Source organism: Microbacterium sp. SS28, from assembly GCF_022761035.1.
Classification (GTDB): domain Bacteria; phylum Actinomycetota; class Actinomycetes; order Actinomycetales; family Microbacteriaceae; genus Microbacterium.
Map to the genome: position 1 here is coordinate 193,135 of NZ_JAKWJP010000006.1, position 22,506 is coordinate 215,640.

24 protein-coding genes are annotated in these 22,506 nt (G+C 71.7%); 13 read left to right on the forward strand and 11 right to left on the reverse strand.

Translation table 11 applies throughout. The annotated features are described in order from the left end of the window. Nucleotides 1–237 precede the first annotated feature (237 nt). The 4 genes from MJ607_RS17420 to MJ607_RS17435 all read right to left on the reverse strand — a co-directional run bounded on the left by MJ607_RS17420 (nt 238) and on the right by MJ607_RS17435 (nt 4,181). The gene (locus MJ607_RS17420) at nt 238–1,128 is read right to left on the reverse strand and encodes a CPBP family intramembrane glutamic endopeptidase (RefSeq protein ID WP_243076881.1); all 891 of its coding nucleotides are present in this window, start codon (nt 1,126–1,128) and stop codon (nt 238–240) included. Next, a complete protein-coding gene (locus MJ607_RS17425; RefSeq protein WP_243077065.1) occupies nt 1,128–2,339 on the reverse strand; it encodes an MFS transporter in 1,212 nt (403 codons plus the stop codon). The genes MJ607_RS17420 and MJ607_RS17425 overlap by 1 nt, the downstream gene beginning before the upstream one ends. Nucleotides 2,340–2,443: 104 nt before the next feature. Next, nucleotides 2,444–3,109 (reverse strand): tRNA (guanosine(46)-N7)-methyltransferase TrmB, encoded by a 666-nt coding sequence (trmB, locus tag MJ607_RS17430; RefSeq protein ID WP_243077066.1) that lies wholly within the window; start codon nt 3,107–3,109, stop codon nt 2,444–2,446. Between the two features lie 238 nt (nt 3,110–3,347). Beyond that, nucleotides 3,348–4,181, reverse strand: coding sequence for a DUF3097 family protein (locus MJ607_RS17435; RefSeq protein WP_243076882.1), 834 nt, complete (start codon nt 4,179–4,181; stop codon nt 3,348–3,350). Nucleotides 4,182–4,344: 163 nt separating this feature from the next. Here MJ607_RS17435 and MJ607_RS20085 point away from each other — a divergent pair, with 163 nt between their 5' ends. From MJ607_RS20085 to MJ607_RS17455, 4 genes are all read left to right on the forward strand, one after another. Beyond that, a complete protein-coding gene (locus MJ607_RS20085; protein ID WP_279234813.1) occupies nt 4,345–6,387 on the forward strand; it encodes a TPM domain-containing protein in 2,043 nt (680 codons plus the stop codon). Between the two features lie 87 nt (nt 6,388–6,474). Then, nucleotides 6,475–7,236, forward strand: a complete 762-nt coding sequence (locus tag MJ607_RS17445; RefSeq protein WP_243076883.1) for a PspA/IM30 family protein — start codon at nt 6,475–6,477, stop codon at nt 7,234–7,236. Between the two features lie 106 nt (nt 7,237–7,342). After that, on the forward strand, nt 7,343–8,164 hold the full coding sequence (locus MJ607_RS17450; RefSeq protein WP_243076884.1) for an arginase family protein: 822 nt from the start codon (nt 7,343–7,345) through the stop codon (nt 8,162–8,164). Beyond that, the gene (locus tag MJ607_RS17455; protein ID WP_243076885.1) at nt 8,161–8,622 is read left to right on the forward strand and encodes a Fe-S oxidoreductase; all 462 of its coding nucleotides are present in this window, start codon (nt 8,161–8,163) and stop codon (nt 8,620–8,622) included. The genes MJ607_RS17450 and MJ607_RS17455 overlap by 4 nt, the downstream gene beginning before the upstream one ends. Before the next feature lie 42 nt (nt 8,623–8,664). Here MJ607_RS17455 and MJ607_RS17460 read toward each other — a convergent pair whose 3' ends face one another. The 4 genes from MJ607_RS17460 to MJ607_RS17475 form a co-directional block, all read right to left on the reverse strand. Beyond that, entirely contained in the window at nt 8,665–8,970 is a 306-nt protein-coding gene (locus tag MJ607_RS17460) for a hypothetical protein (RefSeq protein ID WP_243076886.1), read from the reverse strand. 140 nt (nt 8,971–9,110) lie between these two features. After that, complete coding sequence (locus tag MJ607_RS17465; RefSeq protein WP_243076887.1) at nt 9,111–9,575, reverse strand: SIP domain-containing protein; 465 nt, start codon at nt 9,573–9,575, stop codon at nt 9,111–9,113. A 66-nt stretch (nt 9,576–9,641) separates the two neighbouring features. Next, nucleotides 9,642–10,361, reverse strand: coding sequence for a tyrosine-protein phosphatase (locus tag MJ607_RS17470; RefSeq protein WP_243076888.1), 720 nt, complete (start codon nt 10,359–10,361; stop codon nt 9,642–9,644). Beyond that, nucleotides 10,358–10,834 (reverse strand): carboxymuconolactone decarboxylase family protein, encoded by a 477-nt coding sequence (locus MJ607_RS17475; protein WP_243076889.1) that lies wholly within the window; start codon nt 10,832–10,834, stop codon nt 10,358–10,360. Before MJ607_RS17475 ends, MJ607_RS17470 begins: the two co-directional genes overlap by 4 nt. Nucleotides 10,835–10,846: 12 nt before the next feature. Here MJ607_RS17475 and MJ607_RS17480 point away from each other — a divergent pair, with 12 nt between their 5' ends. The 9 genes from MJ607_RS17480 to MJ607_RS17520 all read left to right on the forward strand — a co-directional run bounded on the left by MJ607_RS17480 (nt 10,847) and on the right by MJ607_RS17520 (nt 20,538). Further along, nucleotides 10,847–11,851, forward strand: coding sequence for an alpha/beta fold hydrolase (locus MJ607_RS17480; protein WP_374238072.1), 1,005 nt, complete (start codon nt 10,847–10,849; stop codon nt 11,849–11,851). Nucleotides 11,852–11,991: 140 nt separating this feature from the next. Next, entirely contained in the window at nt 11,992–13,506 is a 1,515-nt protein-coding gene (locus MJ607_RS17485; protein WP_243076891.1) for an ABC transporter substrate-binding protein, read from the forward strand. Continuing rightward, nucleotides 13,503–14,453, forward strand: coding sequence for an ABC transporter permease (locus tag MJ607_RS17490; RefSeq protein ID WP_243076892.1), 951 nt, complete (start codon nt 13,503–13,505; stop codon nt 14,451–14,453). Before MJ607_RS17485 ends, MJ607_RS17490 begins: the two co-directional genes overlap by 4 nt. After that, complete coding sequence (locus MJ607_RS17495; RefSeq protein ID WP_243076893.1) at nt 14,450–15,469, forward strand: ABC transporter permease; 1,020 nt, start codon at nt 14,450–14,452, stop codon at nt 15,467–15,469. Before MJ607_RS17490 ends, MJ607_RS17495 begins: the two co-directional genes overlap by 4 nt. Beyond that, the gene (locus tag MJ607_RS17500; protein WP_243076894.1) at nt 15,466–16,254 is read left to right on the forward strand and encodes an ABC transporter ATP-binding protein; all 789 of its coding nucleotides are present in this window, start codon (nt 15,466–15,468) and stop codon (nt 16,252–16,254) included. The genes MJ607_RS17495 and MJ607_RS17500 overlap by 4 nt, the downstream gene beginning before the upstream one ends. Beyond that, complete coding sequence (locus MJ607_RS17505) at nt 16,251–17,099, forward strand: ATP-binding cassette domain-containing protein (protein ID WP_374238073.1); 849 nt, start codon at nt 16,251–16,253, stop codon at nt 17,097–17,099. Before MJ607_RS17500 ends, MJ607_RS17505 begins: the two co-directional genes overlap by 4 nt. A 73-nt stretch (nt 17,100–17,172) precedes the next feature. Further along, nucleotides 17,173–19,068, forward strand: coding sequence for an amylosucrase (locus MJ607_RS17510; protein WP_243076895.1), 1,896 nt, complete (start codon nt 17,173–17,175; stop codon nt 19,066–19,068). A 74-nt stretch (nt 19,069–19,142) separates the two neighbouring features. Then, a complete protein-coding gene (locus MJ607_RS17515; RefSeq protein WP_243076896.1) occupies nt 19,143–20,219 on the forward strand; it encodes a M4 family metallopeptidase in 1,077 nt (358 codons plus the stop codon). Beyond that, the gene (locus tag MJ607_RS17520) at nt 20,191–20,538 is read left to right on the forward strand and encodes a protealysin inhibitor emfourin (RefSeq protein ID WP_243076897.1); all 348 of its coding nucleotides are present in this window, start codon (nt 20,191–20,193) and stop codon (nt 20,536–20,538) included. The genes MJ607_RS17515 and MJ607_RS17520 overlap by 29 nt, the downstream gene beginning before the upstream one ends. A 25-nt stretch (nt 20,539–20,563) precedes the next feature. Here the strand turns inward: MJ607_RS17520 and MJ607_RS17525 are convergent, their stop codons facing one another. From MJ607_RS17525 to MJ607_RS17535, 3 genes are read right to left on the reverse strand one after another with little or no spacing between them, the layout of a single operon-like run. Continuing rightward, nucleotides 20,564–21,184, reverse strand: coding sequence for a GNAT family N-acetyltransferase (locus MJ607_RS17525; protein ID WP_243076898.1), 621 nt, complete (start codon nt 21,182–21,184; stop codon nt 20,564–20,566). A 23-nt stretch (nt 21,185–21,207) separates the two neighbouring features. Beyond that, nucleotides 21,208–21,900 carry a uracil-DNA glycosylase gene (locus MJ607_RS17530; protein ID WP_243076899.1) on the reverse strand — a complete coding sequence of 231 codons (693 nt, stop codon included), beginning with the start codon at nt 21,898–21,900 and terminating at the stop codon, nt 21,208–21,210. 3 nt (nt 21,901–21,903) lie between these two features. Continuing rightward, nucleotides 21,904–22,422 (reverse strand): phosphoribosyltransferase, encoded by a 519-nt coding sequence (locus MJ607_RS17535; RefSeq protein ID WP_243076900.1) that lies wholly within the window; start codon nt 22,420–22,422, stop codon nt 21,904–21,906. Nucleotides 22,423–22,506: the final 84 nt, after the last annotated feature.

Sequence of the window (22,506 nt, forward strand, 5' to 3'; positions counted from 1 at the left end):
GAACCCGCGGCGAACCGGAGAACGGGCCGGATTCATTGAAGGAACCGCCCGTACAAACAGGTCACCCCGGGGCCGGAGCCTCGGGGTGATCGGTCGCAGTCGTGGTTTCTGTGTATCCGCCTGTCTTTCGATGGGCTACGTTTCTGTTTTCTTCTGCATGCCTGACGATACTCTCCGCGCGGACGTCGTCAAGAGGTCCCGTCGAAGTTGCTTCACCGTCACGCTGAAGGTGAAGGATCAGACCAGGAACAGCCCGTCCAGGAGCCCGGGATTGTGGGCGTGGACGAGCACGAGGAAGACGATCGCGTCGAAGAGCAGGTGCACCGTCACGACGTAGGCGAGCGACCTCGTCACCATGAAGATGAAGCCCTGCAGGAGCGCGAACGGGATCGTCAGGACGGGACCCCACGCCTGGTAGCCCAGCTCCCACAGGAACGACACGAAGACGATCGTCTGCAGGATGTTGGACTGCCAGTCCGGGAAGTGCCGGCGCAGCAGCGCGAACACCGTGCAGATGAAGAAGAGCTCGTCCCAGATGCCGACGGAGCCCACGCCCACGAACAGGCGCGCGATGAGCGCGGGGGTGTCCACGACGGGCCAGTTGAGGTAGACGCCCGACGTGATGAAGTAGAACGGCAGGATCAGCCACCCGAGCGCCAGCACCGCGACGAGCCACGACCACTGGAAGGCCGTCCAGCGTCCTCCCCCGCGCCACGGGAACCGGATCGCCCGGTCGCGGTAGACGAACCGTGAGACGAGGTAGGGCACGGCCACCGCCCCGCCCAGCGCCGCGCCGAACCGCACGAACGCGAGGTCGTCGAGCTCGGCCTTGAGCGGGATGGCGCTCACGATGAGCAGTCCGGCCGCGATGAGCGACAGATCCCGCAGCAGACCCGGTCGGCGGACGGATGCCGCATCCCCCGCCGGCGCCGATGCCGCGGGCGCGGCATCCCGTCTCCGCTCGAAGAGCCAGGCCGCGGCGAGCGCCGCCGCGAGCAGCAGCCAGCCCAGCCAGGGAATGCGCAGCACGAAGAACGCGGGCGCCGAGAGGCACGCGAGCAGGGCCGGCACGAGCCCCACGGACCACGCAGGGCGCGCGAGCGGGAGGGCGGAGGGGGCGGCGGGCATCAGTCTCCGAGTGGGTGGGCGAGCTCGTCGCGGGGCATCCGGGCGATGCGCAGGACGAGGAACGACAGCAGGAACGGGATGAGGCCCGCCGCGAGGAAGATGATCGGGATCGGGACGACCTGGGCGAGCGGGCCCGCGAGCGCCATCGACACCGGCATGAGGGCGAGCGAGACGAAGAAGTCGAGGCTCGAGATGCGGCCGAGCATGTGCCTCGGAACCCGCCGCTGCAGGAGCGTCCCCCAGATGACGTTGCCGTAGCTGAAGCCGAATCCGACGGCGAACAGCGACAGCACCATGAGCCAGTACAGGTCGGTGAAGCCCACCACGATGAAGGGCAGGGTGCTGAACCCCCATACCGAGATCATGACGGTCAGATAGCGGCGCGGAAGCCTCAGGGACGACACGACGATCGACCCGAGCACGCCCCCGAGGCCGTAGGCCGCCAGCAGGAAGCCGAACCAGCGAGGATCGTCCCCGACGCGCTCGCGCGTGATGAACGGGAGGAGGACCTCCTCGGGGCCCATCCACACGAGCACCCACACCGTCGCGTAGAGCAGCGTCCACAGGAGCCAGGGCGTCCGCACCGTGAAGGCCACGGCTTCGCGGAGGTCGTGGAAGACACTCCTCGTCGAGGATGCCTCGTGGTCGGGCGGATCGTCCGTGGCCGGTTCGGGATGCACGAACAGGAGCAGCACGAACGCGAGCGCGTGCGCTCCCACGATGACCCACGCCGCGTGAGCGGGCGCGACGACCGCCGCGACGACCAGGCCCGCGACGGCGGGGCCGGCGGCCTGCTGCAGGGCGGGGCGGATCGCACCCTCGAGCCCGTTGGCGGCGAGCAGCTGCGCGGGCGGCAGGATGCGCGGGAGGATCGCGCTGTAGGCGGGGAAGAAGAAGCCGGCGCTGGCGCCCAGCACGAACGCGGCGATCGTGAGGTGCGGGATCGAGACGGGACCGAGCATCCCGGCGATCGCGACCGACGTGATGGCGGCGAGGTTGACGAGTTCGACGGTCCGGAGGATGAGCCGGCGCGAGACGCGGTCGGCGAGGATGCCGCCCGGGATGGCGCAGGCGAGGAGACCGACCGCGTTGGCCGCCGCGACGATCGAGAGCTCGACCGGCCCGCCGCCGGAGTCGATGACCGTGTAGACCATCACGACGGCCCACATGCCGGCACCGAAGATCGAGAGCACGACGGCGGAGAACAGCATCCGGAAGTCCCGGTGCGCGAGGGGGCGGACGAACCGCCAGCGGTCCCGGCGCGCAGGCTCGGGCGCGCCCTCGCGCCCCGTGTCGCGCGGATCCGCGGGCTGCGTCACGCCCGCACGACCCGCCGATACGCGAGGTCGCGGATCGCCCGGCCCGCACGCGCGCCCTTGCGCTCGAACGCCGTCAGGATGCGGCCGTCGAAGCGCTCGGCCCACTCGCCCTCGAAGACCCGCTCGAACTCAGGGGCCTCGTCGAGGACGTCGCGCATCTGCAGCGCGTAGTCCTCCCAGTCGGTCGCGAGGCGCAGCATCCCGCCCTCTCGCAGCGCTCCCGCGGCGATCGGCGCGAACCCCGGCGTCACGAGGCGCCGCTTGTTGTGCTTGTTCTTGTGCCACGGGTCGGGGAAGAAGACCCAGAGCTCGTCGAGGGATGCCGCCGGGAGCAGGTGCTGCAGCACTTCGGGCGCGTTCGCCTCGACGAGCCGCAGATTCTGCAGTCCGGCGCGCTCGGCGTCGAGCATCGTGCGGGCGAGCCCCGCGCGGAAGACCTCGATCGCGAGGAAGTTGCGGTCGGGAGCGGATGCCGCGGCGTGCACGATCGCGTGACCCTGCCCCGATCCGATCTCCGCGACGAGCGGCGCCTCGCGCTCCCACACGGCGGCGGGGTCGACCGCGGTGCCGGCGAGGATGCTCGTCGCGGCGGCATCCCGTTCGACGTTCAAGACCATGTGCGGTGCGAGCTCGGCCCACGCGCGCTCCTGCGCATCGGACATGCGGCCGCTTCGCCGGACGAACGAGACGGGCCTGGATCGGAACGGACGCGGCTCGGCGGGACTGTCGGTGGCGGGGTCGGACACCACTCCAGGCTAACGACCCGCCTGCGCAGTCGCGGCCGGGCGCCCGCGGTGGAGAAAACCCCGCGAGACGTCACCTTTGTCACCGCAGCTCGGCGAGACAGCGACAAGGCGAAGCCTCGCGGGCATCTGCGCACGCGTCAGACAGACGACGCGGTCAGGCGGTGACGTAGTCGATGAGCTCTTCGACGCGGCCGAGGAACGAGGGCTCGAGGTCGCGATAGCTCGAGACGCGGCCGAGGATGCGCTTCCAGGCGCGCGCGATGTCGGCCTGATCCTCGGCGGGCCACCCGAGAGCTCGGCAGACGCCGACCTTGAACTCGATGCCGCGCGGCACTTCGGGCCACGCGGCGATGCCGAGCGCCCGCGGCGTGACGCACTGCCACACGTCGATGTAGGGATGTCCGACGATCCTCACGTGCGCGCCGTGCGGGCCACGGGAGATCGCGTCGGCGATGCGGGACTCCTTCGAGCCCGGCACGAGGTGGTCCACCAGCACGCCGTAGCGGCGGTCCGCCGTGGGCGGCTCGTCGTCGAGCAGATCCGCGAGCAGGTCGACGCCCTGCAGGTACTCCACCACGACGCCCTCGACGCGGAGGTCGTCGCCCCACACCTTCTCGACGAGTTCGGCATCGTGCCGGCCTTCGACGAGGATGCGGCTGGGTCGCGCGACGCGCGCGCGGGCGTCTTCGACGGCGAACGAGCCGGACGCCGTGCGCGAGGGCCCTGCGGGGGCCTTGGGCGCGGGCGGCACGAGGACGACGTCGGCTCCGTCGACGAGGAAGCCGGGGCCGAGCGGGAAGACGCGACGGCGTCCGTGGCGATCCTCGAGCTCGACGGTCCCGGAGCGGGCGTCCGTCACGGCGCCGCAGAACCCGTCGTCGGCGACCTCGACCACGAGGTCGCGCTCCGCGGGAACCCGCTCCAGTGTGCGCTGGAACTGCGTGCGCCATCCCGCGGCGAGCACGTCGGTGCCGTATCGATCGTCCATAGGGGTCCTCCCGGAGGGGTCATCGTATCCGCGGATGCGGCAGCCCCGCGGGAGCGACCCGCATCGGGCCGAATGCGTCCCGCGTCCCTTTCCCCGTCCGCGCACGCGTGAATAGACTCGGCGACGGGGCGGCTTCCACGGCTCGACCTCGGAGGGGGAAGCGATGCGCGCGCGCCGGACACTCGCGCTCACGGCGGCTCTCTCGCTGCTGTTCGCCGGCGGCGCCGTCGCGGCATCCGCGACACCGCCCGTCCAGCTGGAGTCGAACAGGGTCGTCGACGAGGCGGGTGCGCTGTCGAGCTCCGACGCGGCCACCGCGGAGGAGCGGCTGCGTCAGCTCTCGGACGAGACGGAGGCCGACCTCTGGGTCGTCTACGTCGACGAGTTCACCGACCCGTCGTCCCGCGAGGAGTGGGCCAACCAGACCGCGCAGGACAACGGCCTCGGACCCAACCAGTATCTTCTCGCCGTCGCGGTCGAGGGGCGCCAGTACTACCTCTCGGCGGACTCGTCGGGTCCGCTCACCGAAGAGCAGATCGCGACGATCGAGCGGGATCAGATCCAGCCCGCGCTCGCCGACGACGACTGGCTCGGCGCCGTCGAGGGGGCGGCGGACGGCATGACGGCGGCCCTGAACGGCCAGACCGGCGACGCCGGTACAGGCGGAGGGGGCTTCACCGGCATCCTCGTGATCGTCCTGCTCGCCGTCGTCGTGGGCGGCATCATCTGGATCGTCGTGCGCCGGCGCCGGGCGAAGGCAGCGCCCGGGGGCAGAGGCGGCGGGCCCGCCCCGGTCGAGGAGATCAGCACCGAAGAGCTCGAGCGGCAGGCCTCCGCGGCCCTCGTCGAGACCGACGACGCCGTCAAGACGAGCGAGCAGGAGCTCGGATTCGCGCGCGCCCAGTTCGGGGATGCCGCGGCCGCGGAGTTCGAGCAGGCGCTCGAGAAGGCCAAGAGCGACCTCGAGAAGGCCTTCCGCCTCAAGCAGCAGCTCGACGACGCGATACCAGACACCGAGGACCAGGTGCGCGCCTGGAACTCGCAGATCATCCGACTTCTCGAGGGCGCCAACAGCGGGCTGGACGAGAAGGCCGAGGCGTTCGACGAACTGCGCAAGCTCGAGCAGAACGCGCCCGAGGCGCTCGCCCGCGTGCAGGAGGACCGCATCGCGGTCGCGGCGCGGCTCGACCAGGCCGCGGCACAGCTCGCGGAGCTCGCGCAGTCCTATGCGCCCACAGCACTCTCGACGGTCGCCGACAACCCCGCCCAGGCGAAGGATCGCCTCGAATTCGCCGACGCGCAGCTCTCGGCGGCGCAGACCGCGATCGGCGCGGGCGACGGCGGCGAGGCGGCCGTCGGCATCCGCGCGGCGGAAGAGGCCGTCGGGCAGGCGAAGCTCCTCGAAGACGCGATCTCAGGGCTCGCGCGCGATCTCGCGGAAGCCGAGCAGCGGGCCGGGGCGCTCGTCGCCGAGCTCGAGCAGGACGTCGCCGCGGCGTCCGCTCTCCCCGACGCCGACGGTCGCGTCGCCGCCGTCGTGACCGCGACGCGCCAGCAGCTCGACACGACCCGTGCGCTCCTGAGCGGCACGCAGAAGCGGCCGCTCGCCGCGCTGCAGGCCCTCGAGTCGGCGAACCAGCAGATCGACGCGATCATCGCGGGGGTCCGGGATGCCGCAGCCCAGGCCCAGCGCGCGCAGCAGCTGCTCGGCCAGGTCGTGCTGAAGGCGCGGGCCCAGGTCTCGGCGGCGGAGGACTACATCACGACCCGCCGCGGCGCCGTCGGCGCGGAGGCGCGCACGCGACTCGCCGAAGCGGGGGCGTCACTCGTGCAGGCCGAGCAGCTCGCCTCGGTCGACCCCCAGCGCGCGCTGCAGTACGCGCAGCGCGCCGACCAGCTCGCGGGGCAGGCGATCCAGTACGCGCAGAACGACGTCGGCTCGTTCGGCGACGCGGGCGGAATGGGCGGGGGCATGGGAGGCTCCGGCGGAGGAGGCGGCATGCTCGGCGCCGTCCTCGGCGGGATCGTGCTCAACTCCGTCCTCGGCGGCGGAGGCGGCCGCTCGTCGGGCGGCCTCGGCGGCATGCTCGGCGGAGGAGGCGGCGGCGGGCTCGGGCGGATCCCCGGGTCGGGCGGCGGCGGATTCCGCCCCGGCAGCTTCGGCGGCGGCGGGACGCGCGCCCGCCGCGGAGGCGGCCGCTTCTGACAGCCTCGTCCGTGCCGCCCAGGAGGCGGCATCCCGATCCACAGACTCTTCGATAGCCACAGACTCTTCGATAGGAAGGAAACACCCATGGCAAAGCAGTCCATCTTCGGTCGCATCTCGACACTCGTGAGGGCGAACATCAATTCGCTGATCGACTCGGCGGAGGACCCGCAGAAGATGCTCGACCAGCTCGTGCGCGACTACACGAACAGCATCTCGGATGCGGAGTCGGCGATCGCCGAGACGATCGGCAACCTGCGCCTGCTCGAGCGCGACCACCAGGAGGACATCCAGGCGGCCGCCGAGTGGGGAAACAAGGCGCTCGCCGCTTCGCGCAAGGCCGACCAGCTGCGCGGACAGGGCAACGCCACCGACGCCGACAAGTTCGACAACCTCGCCAAGATCGCGCTGCAGCGTCAGATCAGCGAGGAGAGCCAGGCGAAGGCCGTCGAGCCCACGATCGCCGCGCAGACGGAGGTCGTCGGCAAGCTCAAGGACGGCCTCAACGGCATGAAGCAGAAGCTCGAGCAGCTGAAGTACAAGCGCTCCGAGCTGCTCGCCCGCGCCAAGACCGCCGAGGCGCAGAACAAGGTCGCCGACGCCGTCAAGTCGATCGACGTGCTCGACCCGACGAGCGAGCTCGGCCGCTTCGAGGACAAGATCCGTCGCCAGGAGGCGCTCGCGCAGGGCAAGCAGGAGCTCGCGGCGTCGAGCATCGACGCGCAGTTCAACCAGCTCGAGGACGTCGGCGAGCTGACCGAGGTCGAGGCGCGGCTCGCCGCGCTCAAGTCCGGCGGCCAGCCCTCGCAGGCGGCGATCGACGCGCCGAGCGCGCCGTACACGCCGTAATACGCGGGGCTCGATCGAGCGCCGCGACCTCCCGGTCGCGGCGCTCCGTCGTTCGCGGGGAGCGGATGCCTCGCCCCCGCGGGCGCGCCTGGGCAATGATGGGGGCATGGCCCGATTCGTGATCGTCCCCCAGTGGCAGGGCTCGCCTTCGGCGCGGGCGATGCAGCTCATCGATGGAGCGCAGGCGATCGCGGGCGATCTGCCCCGCAGCGCCTGCACGGTGATCGACGTTCCGCTCGAAGCGGGAGAGGCGCTCGAGACGGGAGTCCTGCGGTACTCCGCCCTGTCTCGAACGCGCGACGCGATCGCGCTGCAGACGGCGGGCGACACCGAACCGGCCATCGTCGTCGGCGGCGACTGCGGCGTGAGCATCGGGGCGATCGGGATCGCGGCGGACCGCGCCGAGTCCCTGGCCGTCGTCTGGTTCGACGCGCACCCCGACCTGCACCTCCCCTCGACCTCGCTCTCGGGAGCCTTCGGCGGCATGGCGCTCAGCGCCGTCCTGGGTGACGGGACGACCGGACTCGCCCTCGAGCCCGGCGCCGTGACGCCCGACCGCGTCGTGCTCGCGGGCGCGCGCGACTACGAGACCGACGAGGAGTCCCGCGTCGCGGAGCTCGGCATCCGGGCCATCGACGTCGCCGACCTCGTCGATCCCGCAGCCCTCGCCGCCGCGGTCGCGGCGACCGGCGCCACCGAGGTCTACGTGCACGTCGACCTCGACGTCCTCGATCCGTCGGTGCTCGCGAGTGTCACGGCGCCCGTGCCGTTCGGCCTGACCCTCGCGCAGCTCACCGCCGCGATCGCCGCCGTGCGGGACGTTCTGCCCCTCGCGGGCGCGACGATCGCGGGCTTCGCACCGGGCTCACCGGACGCCGCGGCCGGCGATCTCGGCACGATCCTGCGCGTCGTCGGGGCCCTCGCGTGAGCCCCATCCCCACGCCGCCCGCGGGCTGGGAGGCCGTCGCCGAGCGCGCCGTCGCACGCGGCCGCTCGCGGGACCGCCTCATCCCGGGGTTCCTGCTGGACTCCCCCGTGAGCCGCGTCGGCTACTGGTACGGCACGACCGTGGGCTGGATCTGGGGTGGCCTGTGGAGCACGGGCCCCGTCGAGCGACACGGCGAGCTGTGGGTGTTCCGCGGCATGCCGTCGTGGGCGTTCAAGCGCGGCGGCGTCTGCGTCGGCGGCTGCTTCCTCACGGGCGACGGCCGGATCGGCGAGCGCCTGCTCGCGCACGAGACGGTGCACGCGCGCCAGTGGCGGCGCTACGGCCTGCTCATGCCGCTGCTGTACCTGCTCGCGGGGCGGGATCCGCTGCGCAACAGGTTCGAGATCGAGGCGGGGCTCGAAGACGGCAACTACGTGCCGCGTCGCCGCACACGATGAGCGAAGGTGGCCGGAGCAGTGCTCCGACCACCTTCGGATGGGTCACTTGTTCGGGTAGAGGTGTGCGTTGCACCCCTGCTCGCCGAACGGGGTGTCGACGACCGACGCGCCCCGCGTGCTCCAGTCCTTGCGTGCCTCCTGGGGGATGTGGCCCCAGTTCTGCACCTGCTGTCCGGTCTCCTCGGGGGCGTCTTCGAGCCCCGAGAACGCGCAGAGCGAGCGCGAGTGCGCGGCCCCCTGCGTCGGCTGGCCATTGCCGCCGATCTCGCCCGCGAACGCGCCGCCCGCGGATCCCACTACGAGCACGGCCCCGACCGCGACTCCCCAGAGGATATTCTTTCGTGCCATTTCCACCATCTCCCAAGATGAGGTGCAGCGAGCATCTTTGCTCGCACTCCACATCGAACTGCGGGCGACGGAGGGCGTCAAGAGGGTGCGCCGCGACCCTCTCGCGAGGATCTGTCGGCCGCGATCGCGGCGGAGCCGCGTCAGCGGGCGGTCGTGAGACCGAAGCGCTCGGGGGCGTTGATCGCGGCGAGCGGGATGCCGCGTCGCTCGGTGAGGTGATCGATGATGTCGGCCGTGCCGAGGTAGCCGCCCAGCAGGTGGATGCGGGTGTGATCGTCGTCGGCGCACAGCATCTCGTCGGCCCACGCCGTGACGGCGCGGGCGACGGCCTGTCCGGATACGCACGCGCGTCCCGAGCCGGGGGCGCCTGAGCGGAGCGAGCGATCGAGCCACGTCACGACCATGCGGGCCGGAGCCGAGATCTCGGCCTGCCACGAGGCATCCGGGATCTCGATGAACACGCGACCCGTCGAGCAGATCGGAAGCGTCGCCAGCAGCGCCTCGAGATCAGCGAGCGACGTCTCGTCAGCAGTGATGAGGTGCTGTACGCGCGTGTGCCGCGATGCCCGGCAGGCGGAGGCGTTGTGCTCGGTGGTCTCGGTCATGTCACGACGAGTATAGCGCGAACCAAGGGTTGCCTAACCTGAGTTGCACGAGATCGAAACGAAGCGTCACGCTTCCGACACGAGGACCCGCCGCAGCTCCGCGATCTCGTCGTCGCCGAGGCCGTGCGCGCGCAGGTAGTCCGCGACGGAGCCGTAGCGCTCGGCGACCCCCGCGAGCAGCCCCGCCATGACGGGCGCGGGCGAGCGCGTCGCGAGGTCTTCGAGGTGGACGGATTCGGGATGCATCGCCCGCAGCCGCGCGACGACGCGCTCGTTGCGCCACTGCGGCAGCAGGCCCTCGGTGCGCGCATAGTCGGCCACGACGGCCTCCTCGTCGACGCCCGCCGCCGCGAGGGCGAGAGCGACCGTGACGCCCGTGCGGTCCTTGCCCACGGTGCAGTGCACGAGGACGGGCTGATCGGCGAGGATGCCGCGCACGACCGCGACGACGCCGTCGGAGGACTCCTCGACGAGCAGGCGGTACATCTCGGGCAGCGCGATGTCGTCGGCGAAGAACGACTCGACCGAGCCGAGGAACAGCGGGGCGCGCTGCGTCGTGATCGCGAGATCGCCGAGGCGGCTCGGCGCCCACCTCACCTCGTCGTCGGCCCGCAGATCGATGATGCGGCGCAGGCCCAGCCCGCCGAGCGCAGCGACGCCGGCCTCGTCGAGCTGCGCGAGGTTGCCCGAGCGGAAGAGGACGCCCGAACGCGTGCGACCCGTCCCCGCGGGGAGGCCGCCGACATCGCGGAGATTGACGGCTCCCGGGACGAGCGGATCGGTCATGCCGAGTGCGGTGTGCGCGGCGGGACGGGGTACCGGCCCGCGATCGCGACGCGGTTGAAGGCGTTGATCGACACGAGGATCCAGCTGAGGGCGACGTATTCGTCCTCGCTCAGGACGCCGCCGACGTGGTCGTAGACGTCGTCCGCGACGCCGCCGTCGTGGATGAACGTGAACGCCTCCGCGAGCTCGAGACCCGCCCGCTCGCGATCGGTGAAGACGCCCGACTCCCGCCAGGTGGGCAGCTGCGCGATGATGTCGGCGTCGAGGCCCTCCTTGACTGCGCGGTCGACGTGCACGCGCACGCAGTAGGCGCAGCCGTTGAGCTGCGACGCGTGGATCTGGATGAGCTCCTTGAACCGCGCCTCGATCCCGGCATCCGCCGCGATGCGACCCACGGTCTTCGAGAACGCGTCGAGCGTCTTGTAGGCGTCGGGCGCCGAACGCGACAGGTGGACGCGACGTTCTTCGCTCATGTGAATCACCCTATGACGGACGGATGCCGCGGGGCCCGGCCATCGCGGCAGAATGGCGGGGTGAGCGCCCCCATCGACGAGTTCTCGTTCCTTCCCGCCCAGGCGGCGGACGCCGGCATCGCAGGCCCCCTCCCCCGCGGCGAGCGCCTCTCGCTGACCCTCCCGGACGGGCGCGTTCTGAGCGCGCTGCGGTACGGCCGCACGGCGGACTCGGGGGCCATCCGGCCCGAGGTGACGTTCCTGCACGGCGCGGGGCTCAACGCGCACACGTGGGACACGACGATCCTCGCGCTCGGCCTCCCTGCGCTCGCGATCGACCTGCCCGGTCACGGCGACTCGTCGTGGCGCGACGACCTCGCCTACGTCGGCGGCGCGCTCGCGCCCGACGTCATCGCCGGCATCGAGGCGTGGACCGAGGCGCCGCAGGTGCTCGTGGGGCAGTCGCTCGGAGGCCTGACCGCGGCGGCGGTCGCGGCATCCCGTCCCGATCTGATCCGCGAGGTCGTCGTCGTCGACATCACACCCGGCATCGACCCGAACGGCGGCGCGGCGCAGCTGCGCGCGTTCTTCGCGGGGCCGACCGACTGGGCATCGCGCGACGAATTGGTCGAGCGCGCGCTCTCCTTCGGCCTGGGCGGCTCGCGAACGGCGGCCGAGCGCGGCGTCTTCCACAACTCCCGCATCCGCCCCGACGGGCGCGTCGAGTGGAAGCACCACTTCGCGCACCTCGCCAACGCGACGGCCTCGACGCCCGGCGCGGGAGAGGCGGCGGCGGCTCAGCAGGACGCGCTGCGCTCCGTCCTCTCCGAGAGCGGATGGGCGGACCTCGCCGGGGTGCAGGCCCCCTTGACACTCGTCCGCGGCACGCGCGGGTACGTGACGGATGCCGACGCCGAGGCGTTCCGCGAACGCGTGCCCGCGGCATCCGTCGTCGATGTCCCCTCGGGTCACAACGTGCAGGAGGAGATCCCCGCAGAGCTCGCGCGACTCGTCCGGGAGCGCGCGCGGAAGGGTTAACGCTTCTGTTGCGTTGTGCGTAGCGTCGACGATCGGCCCCTTGCCGGTTGCCTAGGCTGGGTTACCGCCGACAAAGCCCTGGGGGCTCTGCTCGGGGCCAGCTCTCTGACTCCACCGGATGTCCACCCGAAAGGACGGCCATGCTTCGCCGCACCGCCCTCGCCGCCTCGGCGCTCCTCGCCGCCGGCGCCCTCCTGCTCACCGCCTGCTCGGGCGGATCCACCGAAGCGCCGACCGCCACGGGCGAGCCCGACCCGGACGCCTCGGCGATCATCCGCCTCGTGCTCGAGCCGGACAACCTCGACATCCGGCAGACCGCGGGCGCCGCGCTCGACCAGATCCTCGTCGACAACATCTACCAGGGCCTCGTGGCGCGCACCCCCGAGCAGGAGATCGTGCCGGCCCTCGCGAGCGACTGGACGGTCTCGCCCGACGGACTCACGTACGAGTTCACGCTCCGCGAGGGCGTGACGTTCCACGACGGCCAGGCGCTCACCCCGCAGGACGTCGTGTGGTCGCTGACGACGCGCCGCGACACCACGACGTGGAGCGACTCGTCGCGCCTCGCGAACGTGTCGTCGATCGGCGCGGAGGGCCAGACGATCACGCTGACGCTGGCGGCGCCCGATTCGACCCTGCTGTGGAACCTCACGGGCCGCGCCGGGCTCGTCTTCAAGGAGGGCGACACCGTCGACTACAAGACGGCCGCCAACGGCACGGGGCCCTTCATCCTGGACGACTGGCGCGAGGGCGCAAGCATCACGTTCGTCCGCAACGACGCCTACTGGGGTGAGCCCGCGCAGGTCGCCGAGGTCGTGCTCGACTACATCCCCGACAACCAGGCCGCGCTCAACGCGGCGCTCGCGGGCGAGGTCGACGTCGTCACGGGGTTCGACGCGAACCTCAAGGACAAGATCGAGGCCGACGGCGCATTCGAGCTCGTGCTCGGCAAGTCGACCGACAAGGGCACGCTCGCCTTCAACCAGACCTCGGGCCCGCTCGCCGACAAGCGCGTCCGTCAGGCGATCCGCCAGGCGATCGACCACGAGGCCTTCATCGAGGCGGCCGCGTCCGGCGAGACGCTCTACGGCCCCATCCCCGAGCTCGACCCGGGCTACGAGGACCTCTCCGACGTCGCGCCGTACGACCCGGAGGCTGCCAAGGCCCTCCTCAAGGGGGCGGGTGCCGAGGACCTCACGCTGACGCTCACGATCCCCTCGTTCTACTCGACGTCGATCCCGATCGCCCAGATCCTCGTGTCGGACCTCAACGAGGTCGGCATCACGCTCGAGGTCGAGTCGGTCGACTTCCCGACGTGGATCAACGACGTCTACGTCAACAAGGACTACGAGTTGAGCTACGTGCTGCACACCGAGGCGCGCGACTTCGAGAACTGGGCCAACCCCGACTACTACTTCACCTACGACAACCCCGAGGTGCAGCGGCTGTACGCGGAGTCCGTCGCCGCGACGGACGAGGCCGAGGCGGCCGACCTGCTCGCTCAGGCCGCGCGGATCGTGTCGGAGGACGCAGCGGCCGACTGGCTTGCCAACGGCGCCTCCGTCGTCGCGGTCGGCACTAACATCGCGGGTATGCCGTCGACCAACGTGAACGCGCGTCTCAATCTGGCAGAGCTGTCCAAGAGCGACGGGTGATCCGATACACGCTGACGCGCCTGGCCCTGCTTCTGCTCGGGCTCTTCGTCGCCAGCGTGCTGATCTTCCTCTCGCTGCGCGTGCTGCCCGGCGACGTCGCGCAGCTCATCGCAGGGACGAACTCCTCGCCCGAGCAGATCGCGGCCATCCGCACGGAGCTGGGGCTCGATGAGCCGCTGATCTCGCAGTACATCGACTGGATCGGCGGGGTGCTCCGCGGCGACCTCGGCACGTCGCTCCTGACGGGCACGAGCGTCACCGAGGAGCTCGTCGAGAAGGCGCAGGTGACGGTCCCGCTCGGGATCTTCGCCCTCACGATCGCCCTCGTGTTCAGCCTCCCGCTCGGAGTGATCTCGGCGATGCGGCGCGGCCGCTCGTCGGGCACAGCGCTCAGCGTCGGCGCTCAAGCGCTCGCGGCGGTGCCGGTCGTCTGGGCCGGGATGCTGCTGGTCGTCGTCTTCGCCGTGTGGCTCGGCTGGCTCCCCGCGCAGGGCTTCCCGCGCGCGGGCTGGTCGGATCCCGCCGCGGCCGTCCTCGCCCTCGTGCTGCCCGCGCTCACGATCGGGATCGTCGAGGGCGCGATGCTCCTGCGATTCGTGCGCAGCGCGACGCTGCAGGCGGTCGGCCAGGACTACGTGCGCACGGCCGCCGCGAAGGGCCTGACGCGCGACGCCGCGCTGCTGCGGCACGGCCTGCCCAACGTCGGACTGTCGGTCGTGACGGTGCTCGGCCTGCAGGTCGCGGGCATCATCGTCGGCGCCGTCGTCATCGAGCAGCTGTTCACGCTGCCCGGCATCGGACGCATGCTCGTCGCCGACGTCGGCGCGCGGGATCTGCCGAAGGTGCAGGGCGAGCTCCTCGCCCTGACGGGCTTCGTCCTCATCGTCGGCTTCTTCGTCGACCTCGCGCACCGCGCGCTCGACCCGCGGCAGAGGGAGGCGGCATGAGCGACGACCGCCGCAACCCGTCGGGCACGTCCCGGAGTTCGTCGCCCGCGACCCCTCAGCGCGACCGACTGCGGGACACGGCTGGCCGGGCGGGCAGCCGCAAGGAGCGGCGGCGCGCGCGGCGCGCGCGCTCGCGGTGGGCGTGGCTGCGCCGGCTGTGGGCGCTGTCCACGGGGCGCTTCGGGCTCATCGTCGTCGCGGTGGTCCTCGCGACGGCGATCGTCGCCTCGTTCTGGACGCCGTTCGACCCGCAGCAGGTCGAGATCTCGAACCGCTGGGCGCCGCCCGGCTGGCCGCACCTGCTCGGCACGGATGCGTCGGGACGCGACATCCTGAGCCTTCTCATGGCGGGCGCGCGCACGACAGTCATCGTCGCGGTGGGCGCGGGGATCGTCGCGTCGATCGTGGGGATCTCGCTCGCGGCGCTCGGCGCGCTGACGGCCCGGTGGGTCCGCGAGTCCGTCGCGGTGTTCGTCGACATCCTGATCGCCTTCCCCGTGCTCATCATCGCGATGATGATCTCGGCCGTGTGGGGCGGGTCGCTGTGGGTCGTGATCTGGTCGGTCGGGATCGGCTTCGGCGTCAACATCGCGCGCGTCACGCGTCCCGAGCTGCGACGCGTCCTGCAGAGCGACTTCGTGCTGGCGGGTCGCATGGCGGGCCTCACTCCCGCGCAGAACCTCGTGCGCCACCTGCTGCCGAACGTCGCACCCGTCTTCATCGTCCAGCTGTCGTGGGGCATGGCGGTCGCGGTCCTCGCCGAGGCGGGCCTGTCGTACCTCGGCTTCGGCGCTCCGATCACCGAGCCCTCGTGGGGGCTGCTGCTCGCGGAGCTCCAGCAGTTCATCACGGTGCATCCGCTCTCGGTCGTCTGGCCGGGCCTCGCGATCACGTTCACGGTGCTGGGCCTCAATCTGCTGGGCGACGGCCTGCGCGAAGCGACCGACCCGACCCTCGCGCGTCGCGGCGGTGCGGCGCGCACCGCCCGTACGCACGTCCCGGAGGTCGTCGCATGACGCTCGAGGTGCGGGACCTCACGATCGACATCGACGGTCGGCGCGTCGTCGACGGCATCTCGTTCGACGTGCCCGACGGCGCCCGTGTGGGCCTCATCGGCGAGTCCGGCTCGGGCAAGTCGCTCACGGCACTCGCGATCCTCGGGCTCCTCCCCGACGGCGCGAGCGCGAGCGGATCCATCCGCTGGAACGGGCGAGAGCTGCGGGGCCTCGCCGACCGCGAGCTCGCGCAGCTGCGCGGCGACGACATCGGGATCGTCTTCCAGGAGCCCCGCACGGCGCTCAACCCGATCCGGACGGTGGGCCGTCAGATCGCGGAGTCGGTGCGGATCCACGAGCGCGTGAGCCGTGCCGAGGCGAAGGCGCGCGCCGTCGAGGAGGCGCGCCGCGTCGCCCTCCCCGATCCCGAGCGCATCGTGGCCCGCTATCCGCATCAGCTGTCGGGCGGGCAGCGGCAGCGCGTCGCGATCGCGACGGCGCTCGCGTGCCGGCCGCGCCTGCTCATCGCCGACGAGCCGACGACGGCGCTCGACGTCACGATCCAGGCCGAGATCCTCGATCTGCTCCTCTCGCTCGTCGAGGACGACGGCATGTCGCTCGTGTTCATCACGCACGACCTGGCCGTCCTCTCGCGCATCGCGACGCACGGCATCGTCCTCGAGGACGGGCGCATCGTCGAGGAGGCGCCCGTCGCGACCCTTCTCACGACGCCGTCCTCGCCCGTCACACAGGGACTCCTGCGCGATGCGACGGCGACCCTGTGGCGTCCGGGAGGTGCCGCGTGAGCGCGCCCCTGAGGCAGGACGGGACCCCGCTCCTGCGCGCGAGGGGCCTGACCCGGCGGCATCCGATCCCGAAGGCGACCCTCTTCGAGCGCGCCCGCACGATGACGGCGCTCGAGGACGCCGACATCGACGTGCACGCCGGCTCCGCGGTCGGCATCATCGGCGAGTCCGGCTCGGGGAAGTCGACCCTCGTGCGACTGCTGCTCGCGCTCGACACCCCGTCCGACGGCGTCGTCGAGTTCGACGGAAGGGAAGTGGATGCCGCCGCCGGCGCCCGCGCGCTGCACTGGCTGCGCCGCGACACCGGGATGGTGTTCCAGGACCCGTATTCGTCGCTCGACCCGCGCATGAGCGTCCGGCGCATCGTCGGAGAGCCGCTGTGGGCGCTCGGGCTCGGCCACGACGGCGAGCCCGGCGCCGAGGGACGCCGCGAGCGCGTCGACGAGGTGCTCGCCGAGGTCGGCCTCGAGCCGGACATGGCCGACCGCTACCCGCACGAGTTCTCGGGCGGCCAGCGCCAGCGGATCGCGATCGCCCGCGCGATCGTGCACCGTCCGCGTCTGCTCGTCGGCGACGAGCCGATGTCGGCTCTCGACGTGACGGTGCGCGCGCAGATCCTCGAGCTGCTCGCCGACCTGCGCCGCCGCGACGACCTGACGCTCGTGCTCGTCTCGCACGACATCGGCGTCGTCCAGAGCCTGTGCGACGAGGTCGTCGTCATGAAGGACGGCCGCATCGTCGAGGAGGGCCCGACCGAGAAGGTGCTGCTCGAGCCGCAGGTCGCCTACACGCGCCGGCTGCTCGCGTCGATTCCCGTGATCGACCCGGGCCCCGCGGCATCCTGACCCGCGCGAGACCCCCGCACTATCGTGAGAGAAGCCCCTCGCCAGGGGGCGCGGACCCGCCCGGAGGTGTGCCATGCCCAGACTGTCCGACGGATGGGCCCGTGACGTCGAAGAGATCGAGCGCCTCGCCTCCGTGCGCGCGGGGTCGTTCGACGCGGCGTTCGCGCAGCGCTTCGCCGAGCACTTCCCGACGCTGCACGGGCTGTTCGTGCAGCTGTACGGCGAGCGTGACGACGGGCTCGAGCAGCTCGCCGCCGTCGTCGCCGATGCCGCGGCATCCTGGACCGCGCGTTCACCGGAGCTCAAGGAACGCGACCTCGCACGCGAATCCGATCCGGGCTGGTTCCTCTCGAACGGGATGCTGGGCGGCGTCTGCTACGTCGACCGCTTCGCCGGCTCGCTCGCGGGCGTGCGCGAGAGCATCCCGTACTTCCAGGAGCTCGGGCTCACGTATCTGCACCTCATGCCGCTCTTCGAGAGCCCCGAGGGCAATTCGGACGGCGGATACGCGGTGTCGAGCTATCGGCGCGTGAACCCCGCTCTCGGCACGATGGACGAGCTCGCCGCCCTCGCGGACGACCTGCGTCGTGCGGGCATCTCGCTCGTCGTGGACTTCATCTTCAACCACACCAGCAGCGAGCACGAGTGGGCGCGGAAGGCGGTGTCGGGCGAGCCCGGGTACGAGGACTTCTACCTGATCTTCCCCGATCGCACGATGCCCGACCGCTACGAGGAGACGGTCCGCGAGATCTTCCCCGACGACCATCCGGGCTCGTTCGTGCAGCTCCCCGACGGCCGGTGGATCTGGGCGACCTTCTACCACTTCCAGTGGGACCTCAACTATGCGAATCCCGCGGTGTTCCGCGCGATGGCGGGCGAGATGCTCTTCCTCGCGGGACAGGGCGTCGAGATCCTGCGGATGGACGCCGTCGCCTTCATCTGGAAGCGCCTGGGCACCGCGTGCGAGTCGCTCCCCGAGGCGCATCTGCTGCTGAGGGCCTTCAACGCCGTGCTGCGGATGGCGGCGCCGAGCCTGCTGTTCAAGTCCGAGGCGATCGTCCACCCCGACGAGGTCATCGAGTACATCTCGCTCGAGGAGTGCCAGCTCTCGTACAACCCGCTGCAGATGGCGCTCACGTGGGAGGCGCTCGCGACGCGCGACCCCCGCCTGCTGCAGCAGGCGCTCGAGCGGCGGCACGCGCTGCCGGCGGGGACGGCGTGGGTCAACTACGTCCGCAGCCACGACGACATCGGCTGGACCTTCGCCGACGAGGACGCCGCCGAGTTCGGGATCGACGGATACTCGCACCGCCGGTTCCTCAACGACTTCTACGTGGGCCGGTTCCCCGGCACCTTCGCGCGCGGCGTGCCGTTCCAGGAGAACCCGAAGACCGGCGACGCCCGCGTCACGGGGACGACGGCCTCGCTCGCCGGGATCGAGTCCGGCGACGCCGGGGGCGTCGACCGCGTGCTCCTCGCGCACGCGATCGCGCTGTCGACGGGCGGCATCCCCCTGCTCTACCTCGGCGACGAGGTCGCGCAGCTCAACGACTACTCCTTCGCCGACGACCCCGCCAAGGCGGCCGACAGTCGCTGGGTGCACCGGCCGGCGCGGTCCGCGCACCGGTACGAGGAGCGATCGGATGCCGGCACCGACGCCGCGCGGGTGTACAGCGGGCTCACGGGGCTCATCCGCACGCGCCAGGCGACTCCCGAGTTCGCGGGCGGCGAGCTGATCGGGTTCGATGCGCGGCACCCCTCGGTGCTCGCGTACCAGCGCCCCGGCGACGGGGCCGTCATCCTCGTGCTCGCGAACGTCGGCGACGACCTCGCCGTGATCGACCCGGTCACCCTGAGCGGCTTCGACAGCGCCGCGACGGACGTCGTGACAGCGGCCGAGGTCGATCTCGCCCGCGGTGTGGCGCTGCCGCCGCACGGCTTCGTGTGGCTGCGGGCACGCCCCGTCTGACCGCGATCGCCGCGCGTGCGGCCGCGCCCGGCACGGGAGCCCGGGATGTCCCGAGCCGCCGCTAGCCTCGGACCATGACGCACGCGATCGTTCCGCCGTATCTGCTCGCACGCATCGCCGCGGCCCAGGAGCCGCACCTCGCGCACGCCGCCGCCGCGGCGCGCGCGACCCTCGCGGCGCAGCGCGAGTACACCCCGACGCGCTCGCGACTGCGGCTCTCGATCGACGAGGCGGGCGCCCTGGTGGCCGAGAGCGCCCCCGCCCCCGATCGCACGATCTACGACGCGCAGCAGCGCGAAGTGCTCCCCGGCGTGAAGGTGCGGGGCGAGGACGAACCGCCGACGAAGGACGCCTCCGTCGACGAGGCGTTCGACGGGCTCGGCGCGACTTTCGACTTCTATTGGGACGCCTACCGCCGCAACAGCATCGACGACGCGGGCGGGGCGCTGCTCGCGACGGTGCACTACGGCCGCGACTACGACAACGCGTTCTGGAACGGCGAGCAGATGGTGTTCGGCGACGGCGACGGCGAGATCTTCACGGGCTTCACGCGCTCGCTCACCGTCATCGCCCACGAGCTCGCCCACGGCGTCACCGAGTACTCCGGCGGGCTCGACTACCAGGACCAGTCGGGGGCGCTCAACGAGTCGCTCTCGGACGTGTTCGGCGCGCTCACCGAGCAGCACCAGCTGGGTCACACCGCCGACGAGGCGACGTGGCTCATCGGCGCGGGCATCTTCACGCCCGCCGTGCAGGGCCGCGCGCTGCGGTCCCTGCGCGCGCCCGGCACGGCGTACGACGACGACGTGCTCGGCAAGGACCCGCAGCCCGCGCACATGCGCGACTACGTCGTGACCGCGGGCGACAACGGCGGCGTGCACATCAACTCCGGCATCCCGAACCGCGCGTTCGCCGTCACTGCGCTCACCCTCGGCGGACGGGCATGGGAGCGGGCGGGGCTCATCTGGTATCGCACCCTCACGGCGGGCACCCTCTCGCGCACGACGGACTTCTCGGCGTTCGCCGCCGCGACCCTGGCCACGGCCGAGGCGGAGTACGGTGAGGAATCGGAGGAGGTGGCCGCCGTCCGCGCCGGCTGGGCCGACGTGGGCGTCGCACACGATGCACGACTCGCGCAGCCCCGAGCCTGACGAACCGGCCCAACCGGCTCCCGCGCTCGTCGTCGCCGTGACCCGCACAGGCGGGTTCGCGGGGATAGCCCGCGCGTGGACCGCCGAGCCGCGCGAAGCCGAAGCGCCCGAGTGGATGGCCCTCATCGCCCGCTGCCCGTGGGACGAGCGGCTCGAGAGCGACCCGCGCGGCGCCGATCGCTTCCAGTGGAGCATCCGCGCGCAATGCGGTCCCGAGGAGGACAGAGAGGCCGAGCTTCCCGACAGGGCCGTGCAGGGTCCGTGGCGCGACCTCGTCGACGCCGTCCGGGAGTGGAGCGCGGGCAACCCGTCGCACTGACGTCGCGGTACCGGGCCGCGCCGGCTCACGCGTCGGACGAGCGTCCGAACAGGCCCTTCTTCTTGACCGGCTTGAGGTGCTTCTGCAGGTAGATCGTGCCGAGCCAGCGGCCGAACTTGAACCCGACACGGCCCATGCGGCCCACTTCGGTGAACCCGAGCTTCTCGTGCAGCGCGATGGACGCCTCGGCGCCCTTGTCGCTGATGACGGCGACCATCTCGCGGATCCCCACCTGCTCGCACGCCACGATGAGCGCTTCGAGCAGCGCGCGCCCGAGGCCCTTGCCTGCCGCCGCCTGGCCCAGGTAGATCGAGTTCTCGACCGAGAACCGGTACGCGCTCTTGGTCGACATCGGCTGCACGAGGGCGTAGCCGAGGATCTGCCCCGTCGGCCCCTCGGCGACGAGGAACGGCATCTTGAGCTTCCGCAGATGCGCGACCTTCTCGCGCCACTGCGCGATCGACCAGCGCTTCTCGTCGAAGGTCACGACCGAGTTGGTGACGTAGTAGTTGTATATCTCGCGGATGTCGGGGATGTCGGTGTCCTCGACCGGCCGGATCGTGTACGAGAAGGGCCGCTCGGTCTCGGGCTTGCGCAGGTGGAGCGGAAGCCGCCGACGCGTCTTCTCGTACTCCTCCTCCAGCATGTCGACCAGCCTAGACGCCCGCGTCAGGAGGGGAGAGCCCACTCGACGGGGGCGGCTCCCTGCTGAGCGAGCAGGTCGCCTGCGCGCGAGAAGGGGCGCGACCCGAAGAAGCCGCGACTCGCCGACAGGGGCGACGGATGCGGCGATTCGATGATGGGAGTCGCACCGAGCAGCGGCCGGAGGTTGGCGGCATCCCGCCCCCACAGAATCGCGACGAGCGGCGCATCGCGTGCCGCGAGGGTGCGGATCGCGTGCTCCGTGACCTTCTCCCAGCCCCATCCGCGATGCGAGGCGGGCGCGCCGGGCGCGACGGTCAGCACGCGGTTGAGCAGCATGACGCCCTGATCGCTCCAGCCCGACAGATCGCCGTGCGGGGCGGGCGGGATGCCGAGGTCGGCCTGGAGCTCCTTGTAGATGTTGGAGAGGCTGCGCGGGAGCGGGCGCACGTCCCGGTCGACGGCGAAGGACAGCCCGATGGGATGCCCGGGCGTGGGGTACGGGTCCTGCCCGACGATGAGCACGCGCACATCCGCGAGCGGGCGCTGGAACGCGCGCAGGACGCGGTCCCCCGCGGGGAGGTAGTGGCGCCCCGCCGCGACCTCGCCGCGCAGGCGCTCGCCGATCGCCGCGATGTCGGGCGCGACGGGCGCGAGCGCTTCCGCCCAGCCGGCGTCGATGAGCCCCGCCGAGGCGAGCTCGGGCAGCGTCAGCGCCACAGGTCAGGCCGACCGTTCGGCGGCGGCGGCGGCGGCGGCGGCGGCGGCATCCTCCTCGGCGACCGAGCCCTGCCACGACCACGGGAAGTCGATCCAGAGGTCGGTGGCCTTCCACGAGTAGTCCGGCTGCACGATCGTCGTCGGCTTCGTGTAGATCGTGACAGAGCGCACCTCGGCGCCGCGCTCGATGAGCAGCTTGACCGCGAGATCGAGCGTGCGGCCGCTGTCGGCGACGTCGTCCACGAGCAGCACGCGACGACCCGCGAGGTAGGTCATGTCGAGCTCGGGCGGCAGCACGGCCGGAGCATCCAGCACCGTCCCGATGCCCGTGTAGAACTCGACGTTGATCGCGCCGCAGTTCTTGATGCCGAGCCCGTAGGCGATCGATCCCGCCGGAAGGAGGCCTCCGCGCGCGATCGCGACCACGACGTCGGGGATGAACCCGTCCTCGAGGATCGCCCTGGCCAGGGTTCGGGATGCCTCACCGAACCCGTCCCACGTCAGCTGCTCGCGCTCGGCCACCTGCCCGTCCTCCCCTGCCCACGCGCGCGGGCTCCGGCATCCAGGTTACGGCCCGGTCCGATCCGAGCCTGCTCCGTCCGTGCA

Bases quoted from the DNA above. Each gene is read 5' to 3' on its own strand.
- MJ607_RS17480 (WP_374238072.1), top strand. From the start codon at position 10,847: ATGACGGACGGATGCCGCGGGGCCCGGCCATCGCGGCAGAATGGCGGG.
- MJ607_RS20085 (WP_279234813.1), top strand. From the start codon at position 4,345: ATGCGCGCGCGCCGGACACTCGCGCTCACGGCGGCTCTCTCGCTGCTG.
- trmB (WP_243077066.1), bottom strand. From the start codon at position 3,109: ATGTCCGATGCGCAGGAGCGCGCGTGGGCCGAGCTCGCACCGCACATG.
- MJ607_RS17475 (WP_243076889.1), bottom strand. From the start codon at position 10,834: ATGAGCGAAGAACGTCGCGTCCACCTGTCGCGTTCGGCGCCCGACGCC.
- MJ607_RS17445 (WP_243076883.1), top strand. From the start codon at position 6,475: ATGGCAAAGCAGTCCATCTTCGGTCGCATCTCGACACTCGTGAGGGCG.
- MJ607_RS17485 (WP_243076891.1), top strand. From the start codon at position 11,992: ATGCTTCGCCGCACCGCCCTCGCCGCCTCGGCGCTCCTCGCCGCCGGC.
- MJ607_RS17495 (WP_243076893.1), top strand. From the start codon at position 14,450: ATGAGCGACGACCGCCGCAACCCGTCGGGCACGTCCCGGAGTTCGTCG.
- MJ607_RS17510 (WP_243076895.1), top strand. From the start codon at position 17,173: ATGCCCAGACTGTCCGACGGATGGGCCCGTGACGTCGAAGAGATCGAG.
- MJ607_RS17525 (WP_243076898.1), bottom strand. From the start codon at position 21,184: ATGCTGGAGGAGGAGTACGAGAAGACGCGTCGGCGGCTTCCGCTCCAC.
- MJ607_RS17425 (WP_243077065.1), bottom strand. From the start codon at position 2,339: ATGCTGTTCTCCGCCGTCGTGCTCTCGATCTTCGGTGCCGGCATGTGG.
- MJ607_RS17520 (WP_243076897.1), top strand. From the start codon at position 20,191: ATGCACGACTCGCGCAGCCCCGAGCCTGACGAACCGGCCCAACCGGCT.
- MJ607_RS17420 (WP_243076881.1), bottom strand. From the start codon at position 1,128: ATGCCCGCCGCCCCCTCCGCCCTCCCGCTCGCGCGCCCTGCGTGGTCC.
- MJ607_RS17465 (WP_243076887.1), bottom strand. From the start codon at position 9,575: ATGACCGAGACCACCGAGCACAACGCCTCCGCCTGCCGGGCATCGCGG.
- MJ607_RS17470 (WP_243076888.1), bottom strand. From the start codon at position 10,361: ATGACCGATCCGCTCGTCCCGGGAGCCGTCAATCTCCGCGATGTCGGC.
- MJ607_RS17435 (WP_243076882.1), bottom strand. From the start codon at position 4,181: ATGGACGATCGATACGGCACCGACGTGCTCGCCGCGGGATGGCGCACG.
- MJ607_RS17460 (WP_243076886.1), bottom strand. From the start codon at position 8,970: ATGGCACGAAAGAATATCCTCTGGGGAGTCGCGGTCGGGGCCGTGCTC.
- MJ607_RS17500 (WP_243076894.1), top strand. From the start codon at position 15,466: ATGACGCTCGAGGTGCGGGACCTCACGATCGACATCGACGGTCGGCGC.
- MJ607_RS17450 (WP_243076884.1), top strand. From the start codon at position 7,343: ATGGCCCGATTCGTGATCGTCCCCCAGTGGCAGGGCTCGCCTTCGGCG.
- MJ607_RS17515 (WP_243076896.1), top strand. From the start codon at position 19,143: ATGACGCACGCGATCGTTCCGCCGTATCTGCTCGCACGCATCGCCGCG.